4 protein-coding genes and 1 riboswitch are annotated in these 6,984 nt (G+C 38.8%); of the genes, 1 reads left to right on the forward strand and 3 read right to left on the reverse strand.

Annotated features, from left to right (window positions below; genetic code table 11):
- Positions 1 to 55: 55 nt before the first annotated feature.
- The 3 genes from C5O23_RS11895 to C5O23_RS11905 all read right to left on the reverse strand — a co-directional run bounded on the left by C5O23_RS11895 (position 56) and on the right by C5O23_RS11905 (position 4,844).
- The gene (locus tag C5O23_RS11895; RefSeq protein WP_107033157.1) at positions 56 to 2,041 is read right to left on the reverse strand and encodes a hypothetical protein; all 1,986 of its coding nucleotides are present in this window, start codon (positions 2,039 to 2,041) and stop codon (positions 56 to 58) included.
- An 18-nt stretch (positions 2,042 to 2,059) separates the two neighbouring features.
- Entirely contained in the window at positions 2,060 to 3,820 is a 1,761-nt protein-coding gene (locus tag C5O23_RS11900) for a PKD-like domain-containing protein (RefSeq protein WP_107033158.1), read from the reverse strand.
- A 67-nt stretch (positions 3,821 to 3,887) separates the two neighbouring features.
- On the reverse strand, positions 3,888 to 4,844 hold the full coding sequence (locus C5O23_RS11905) for a DUF4465 domain-containing protein (protein ID WP_107033159.1): 957 nt from the start codon (positions 4,842 to 4,844) through the stop codon (positions 3,888 to 3,890).
- Positions 4,845 to 5,022: 178 nt separating this feature from the next.
- A riboswitch (cobalamin riboswitch) is annotated at positions 5,023 to 5,226 on the reverse strand.
- 148 nt (positions 5,227 to 5,374) lie between these two features.
- On the opposite strand from C5O23_RS11905, the gene C5O23_RS11910 reads away from it, so the two are divergent.
- On the forward strand, positions 5,375 to 6,628 hold the full coding sequence (locus tag C5O23_RS11910) for an ATP-binding protein (protein WP_205743448.1): 1,254 nt from the start codon (positions 5,375 to 5,377) through the stop codon (positions 6,626 to 6,628).
- Positions 6,629 to 6,984: the final 356 nt, after the last annotated feature.

A 6,984-nucleotide genomic window follows, 5' to 3' on the forward strand; every position in this document is an offset into this window, starting at 1 on the left:
CAAGGTAATATACGAGCCGAGGTTTGGCAGAAAAATTTTAACTGTTTGAGCTGTTTTATTCAGCAGGTTTGCAACGACCTTCCTTCATATCCTGATATGTAGGATTATAAGTGCAATTTTCAATCTTCCAATTAGATTCTGTTATTTGACCGTCATCAATGAATTTCTTAAAGAACGTGTAGTCAGAGAATTTTCTAACGGTGTCGAAATGCACACCTGAAAGTTTTAATAATTTTGGAAACTTCAGATGATCTGAAGAGATGAAATCTGTTGTCATGCCAAATTTAAGTGACCCGTCAATAACTTCAAGACTTGGAAATGAAGCTGATTCATATATTCTAAACAAAGTTAAGCCAGTGCCTCCAATATGACTTAAAACAGGGAAAAATGAATCAGTAATTGCCCCGTCCAAAAAGACGGTAAAAGATCCCCACTCAATATTTTTTACTGGTGACCCAGGGAGAAGATCCTCTTCTATGTACTCTGGAGACGATGCACAACATACCGTAGTCAAACTGGGAAAATCTAATATAGCATCAACTCCAACCTGTAAAATAGACTGTCCACCAATGCTTTTAAGATTACTGGCTTTTACACTGGTAATAGAAGAACCTGTTATTAATAAATAACCTGGAATAGAATTAATACCAGATAAATCAATAGTATTCTTTGAAGATTGACCGCTCATTTGAATGATTGACAAATTCCCCGTTATACTTTGTAAAGAAGACTCAAAAGTATCTATATTAGCGTTATAATAAAAGTTGTTTATTTTTGTGAAATTTGTTTTTACAGCAGTGTTTAACGAGATAATCCTAACATCCACATCGGTTAGATCTTCTTTAGTTATCAAATTGTTGAACTTATTACAGTATTCAATTGTAATACAAGGATGTGTAGGTGAAGATGAAGTAAAACTAACATTACTAATATCTAGCGATTCAATTAGAGCGAGTTGTCTGATGAATACGCCTCCAAGCTGATTTAACCCTTGCAACTTGGGCAAGTTCTCAAGAACATCAAAATTCATTATGGACCATACTCCAGTTACTAATGTTAATTTATCGAACCCTTCAATAGATTTTAACTCGGTATTACCCATAAAGAATCTCATACCGGCAGTCTCCACTTCCCCATATATGCTCTCTATTGATAAATTTCCATTTACTGTAACAATATTGGGTACTGATATTGATGAAAATTCACGTGGTAAAACCTTAAATTCAAGAGATCCTGTTTCCTTAAGTAGAGGTAACGATATTTGTGTAAGTTTTGTGTTTTCATTGAAAATAACATTACCCTCAACTTTTTCAAGTTCTTTGAATTCAATTATTGATGCTCCTGAGCCATAAATTTGTATATCTCCTGTAACATTCTTTATTTTAGACATAGAAATCATTTCCAAGGACGTATCCTGTAATGGATTTTCTTCACTTCCTATAAGAAGTCCGCCAATCGAAGTAATATTGTCAAGACCAGTAAGGGTACCGCCAGTAAAGCTATTCTTGATTATGATGTTTCCTTCAACCTCCTTAAGAATGCTTAATCCTGTTATATCATTGATTATTTCGGCATTTTCAGCGTTTGAACCAATAATAAGATTCCCTTTTATGATTGTTACACCGGATTCAATAAAGGCTGCTACTTCTGAGGGTGTTTTGAGTTCAACATTTCCTTCACTTCTTATCTCATCCTTCACAACAACATAAGTATAATCATTTATAGTTCCATTATAAGAAGTTACACGGAAAGTGCGTTCAGTATTCCAATCTGTTATGGTTGCTGGGTCCGGGAATATTTTTGCTGATGGTGTATAATCGAATGATGCTTTCGCTCCATCAAGTGAAACCGTGTATGGAACTGTCACAGTAATTGTATTGTTTTCAATTACCGCTTCATACGTTTTATCATTTACACTAAGTACCACTGATGTGATATAATTATCATCAGCATCAACTGGAATTTCGTCTTTATCAGAACAGCCTACAGCAAAAATGCAGAAGAATAGGCTGAACAGCAAGTTAAATTTGATTGTTTTCATATTGTATTTTTTTGCTTATTACTTAATATTTAAGTCTTGAAAAGAGAATACTTCAGTAGAAATCTCTCCTAGTGGACCGCTCTTTGCTAATACTCCACACTGAACTTTGATAAAATCAATATATTCAAGTTTGACTGGTGTTCCATCCTTAAATATGGCATTTGATATTTTAAATCCATTCATCTGACCAGTGCCATCATAGGAGTCCCCTCCAAGACAATCACTTCCTATATTGTCAACATAACCCCACTCATAGGCTTGGTTATTCCAAAAACCGGAAGATGGGATCTGAATATTTTTTGGCAATAATCTCGTGCCAGTCAGTGTGTATGATTCTTGATTCATCCAAAGAGGATAATAAGAGCTCTGTTGATGATATGAATTGTAATCAACAGACCCAGAATTTCCCAAATTATCAGTCCAATAAACATTTGAGCGTGCGGACACCGGACGATAGTATGTTACTTCGTAATCTTGAATAGTTGAACCGTTACCAGTCTCACTACCTTTAAGCTCATACCATTCATCGTCTGGAAGACCATTCCCATTTACATCTTGCATTACCCAAACAATGCCGGGCTCATTGCTTCCTCCTTGATCGCTTAAAAAAGCATTTCCTTGGATTGCAAAATCATATCCGCCTTTATTGGGAATACTATGATCAAATCCGACAATAACGTATCCTCCAAAAGAACCAAGGGAAACGTACTTTTTATTTGCCAGTCGCTCTGCAGCATATTGATTTGCAGCATTAAAAGTTATTTCATCACCTTTGAACCCACCGGAATTCGTTTCATTCACAAATTGCCCGGGTGCAGGTAAAAATTCAAAAACATCTGTTGAATAAGCTGAGCTGGAGGTATTTGCTGCTCGATATCTTGATGACTGTGCTCCTGGCTCACATACAACTCTAATTTTTGATTCAACAGAAATTCCATTCTCCTCTTCTGTTACTGCAATTGAAATAAGATACTCACCGTCCTTTTCAGGAGTAAATATTAATAATGGTTCAGTAGCTCCTTCTACAGCTTTGCCATTGACAGCCCACTGAAAAGCAGGATTGTCAAAGTATTCCAATTGGGGCTTTAAGAAAACAGAGCGACCTGCAAAAGTAAATTTGGTAGTTTCTTTTGCATTATAATACGGTTTTTGAAAAAAAACCGTATATGGCATATTTTCTACTACCTCAATCTCCAGTTCTTCTTCAGTAAGCCCATCTTCATTTGAAGCTCTAATAGTTATCGGATATGAACCTAAAATTTCTTCATTAAATGTGTAGGTTAATTTATCCGACACAACTATTCCATTTCTTAACCATTCAATTTTGAAATCTCCTATATCTTGATTGGCGATCTCCGGTGCGAGAAGCAGGTCATGACCTTTTTGAACTTTAAGTCCTTTTGAGGGAATGAATAAATTAATGGCAGGTGGAAGTAAATCTTTTACTTCCACCTTAAGTTCTTCTGCGGCATATCCATTTTCATTATCAACTCGCAATGTGATAAATACATCACCCGCTTCCTCCCATGTATGAGAAAAAGCTTTTTGATTCGATACAAGTTTTCCGTCAATAGTCCAAGAGAACAAAGCATCATCCGCATTCTCATATGTAGGACTAATGCTTAATTCCTTACCCACCTTAACATTATAAACTCCACTCACATTATCAAGGATGATAATAGGTTTTAAAGTTCCATTGTCAACAATTATATCATCTTTATTGCAAGAGCTTATAAAAATGCAAAGTAAAACACATAAGGTTACACTTGGGATTCGCATTGTTTCTTTAAAATACAAATATGGTAAGCAACAATAGGATTAACCAAAGTTGCTTACCATAGTTAGATTATTCAATAGTAATATCATCAAGGCAAATATAGGCTGGAGTGTTCAGACCGTAGTCCCCCGTATCCGAACCAGAGAAGTTCAGTTTTACGGTTTTTACATTTGCCTGATTAATTGGCCAGTACGTCCAAGTGGTAACAGGATCTTGTTTTTTCCCGTTTCTGTAATCTGCCAAAGTTTGAACATAGGTGGCCAACAGTTCACCATTTTCATTATAACATTCTAATTCAACTTGAAAATAGCCAATACAATTTCCATCACCATCAACTTGCTTTGATAAAGGTGTAGCTACACCAGAAACGCCAAATTGATTGCCGTTCATTATCACTCCATATGTATAGGAAGAGTTACAAAACCACAGACCTTTTAGAGTTTTTTTTCGGATAAAAGAGAAAGATGGCTTAGCCATCCACTGTGAATTGTAAAAATCCTGATACCCATATACAACTGCAAAGTTATTGCCACTATGACCTGCATTAACATTAGCTCCGTCAGTTGAAGTGGTGTTGTACACACTCATCTGATTGTTATATGAATACCACCAATCGCCAGTTCCAGAACCGGTAATATTGGTACCACTACCAGGATTCGACCGATAGTTCCATTTAGAAAGAGCCAGACCTCCATTATAGAAGGCGGTAGAACCGCCAATTACATTGATTGATGACTCAAAGATGCCTGAAGGATCTTTAATTTGCTTTACCTGTGCATAGCTTCCAGTATTGCCGTAATAGTTTGCACCATAAGAAGTGGGCATTGCCATCATGGTTGATTCAAAATCATCAAACGTGATGATTGTTGAATCGCCTTGCACGACCGCACGACTAACTGGGTTCTCAACCTCCATTTTGCCCTCAAAGTCGGCGAATGGTTCATCTTCACTGGAACATCCGGTGAAGACGGCTGCTGAGACCGCTACGGTCGCCAGAGCCAAGAATTTAGTAAAATGTTTTCTCATAACTAAACAGTTTTAGAGTTTGCAGATTGTTAATAAAAAAAGTTACCCGATTGTGTACGACTTGATAATCGTAACCAATCGGGTATATGACGGTATATGTATATCCTAAACGGAAATCGGCGGAAAGCCAAAGCCTTGCCAATACTGTTTGAGATAATCGCCGAGTGCCCGCGGTACATTATCGCATCGTATTGAAGCAGGTCTTCTGACTCGTCCCCGTTGTCCGCGCCTTCTCACCCTGCGAGGGGCAATGACATTGTGCGGAAACGTTGCGTGGGACTCACAGCAGCAGGTACTGTCCCGGATTCTCACCGGATTCCCTTTCAATCCACTCTAGCCGACACCTCTGTAGCGGCAGTGGAACTTCAACGCCGCAAAATTACAAAAAATAATCTTCCCCACCTAATAAGTTTCCTTTTTTAACGAACCGTAAATCATTTTTTTCGCAGTTATCTTGGCGATTAGACTTTTTGAGCTATCTTTGCGATGTCTTTTTGTGTGACAAGGCACAATATTTGACAATGGGCATTATGATAATACAAAGACCTCTATACCTGCGGAAGCTCATTTCTCGCAGACAGAACGGAATGATAAAGATTGTCACCGGCGTAAGACGCTGTGGCAAATCATTCTTGTTATCTACCCTATACGCAGGGTGGCTCAGGGAGCAAGGTGTGGAAAACGACCACATCATCACGATCAATCTTGAAGACAGACGAAACAGGAAACTGCGCGATCCGGATGCGCTGCTTGATTACATCGACTCAAAACTGACTGATGATGCCGTCCATTATATAATGATTGATGAGATACAGCATGTCAGCGAGTTCGAGGACGTGCTCAACAGCTATCTGAATATGCCTAATGCCGACGTGTATGTAACAGGTAGCAACGCACGATTTCTTTCCAAGGATGTAATCACTACTTTTAGAGGACGAGGCGATGAGATAAAGCTTTACCCTCTCAGTTTCGGTGAGGTCTTCCCATATATGGACTTACAGAAAGACCGTGCATTAAACACCTATATGCTTTTCGGAGGTCTGCCGCAGGTTGTTCAGAAATCATCTGAGGAAGAAAAGAACGAGTATCTGAAAGGGCTTTTTACGCATACCTATATCAAGGATATAAAGGAACGTTACGGCATCAAGAACATAGAAATGCTTGATGAACTGCTCAACATCCTGGCATCTGATATTGGAGCTTTGACGAATCCCACCAAACTGACAAACACATTCGAGAGCGTTAAGCATACGAAAGTCAACCGCATGACGCTTACGTCGTATCTGGAATACATCTGTGACTCGTTCCTTGTTGAGAAGGCAAGCCGGTATGATGTTAAAGGGAAACGGTATATCGACAGCCCGTATAAATATTATTTCACTGACTGCGGCCTGCGTAACGCCCTGCTTAATTTCAGGCAGACAGAGCCTTCACATCTGATGGAGAATGTGATATACAATGAATTGCGTGTGCGTGGTTTTAATGTCGATGTAGGTGTCGTGCCGGTACAACTTAGAAAGGAGGATGGCAGCCGGGAAAGGAAACAGTTTGAGGTGGATTTCGTCTGCAATATGGGCAGCAGACGCTACTATATCCAATCCGCCTACCGGATGCCGGATGAAGAGAAGATGAAGCAGGAGGAAGCGTCCCTGCGCAATATTGACGATTCCTTCAAGAAAATCATTATCGTTGGCGAAGACACTCCTGTTTTGAGAAATGAGGCTGGGATTACCACAATCGGTATATATGATTTCCTGTTAAATGAAATTTCATTGGATTTGTAAGAAGTGCCAATGATATAGCTTTTTGATCAATTATGGCTGACCAGATTATACATAACCTATTGACGCGGTTAAAAGAAGTCAATTTTATTCTTGAAACTTGTACAGACGGTACTATGCCTTTTGAACAGGCGAATGTCATTGCACGGTTCTACTACGACTATCAGGATACAAACGTCCTTATCGACGAAGCCGAGAGGATGGCAACGGAAGATACCGAGGGACTTAGGGAGTCGTACATTTGTACGGTTAAATGTTTTTGAATAAATTTATCTTCAAATATCAGGCATCACAAGCATGGAACAAGGCAGATTAGGGGGTGGCAAAACCCGTGACTAACGTTCAGTCCCCATGCTTTT

Source organism: Duncaniella muris (assembly GCF_003024805.1).
Taxonomy (GTDB): Bacteria; Bacteroidota; Bacteroidia; order Bacteroidales; family Muribaculaceae; genus Duncaniella; species Duncaniella muris.

Coding starts and splice junctions, on each gene's coding strand:
- C5O23_RS11895 (WP_107033157.1), bottom strand. CDS start 2,041: ATGAAAACAATCAAATTTAACTTGCTGTTCAGCCTATTCTTCTGCATT.
- C5O23_RS11900 (WP_107033158.1), bottom strand. CDS start 3,820: ATGCGAATCCCAAGTGTAACCTTATGTGTTTTACTTTGCATTTTTATA.
- C5O23_RS11905 (WP_107033159.1), bottom strand. CDS start 4,844: ATGAGAAAACATTTTACTAAATTCTTGGCTCTGGCGACCGTAGCGGTC.
- C5O23_RS11910 (WP_205743448.1), top strand. CDS start 5,375: ATGATAATACAAAGACCTCTATACCTGCGGAAGCTCATTTCTCGCAGA.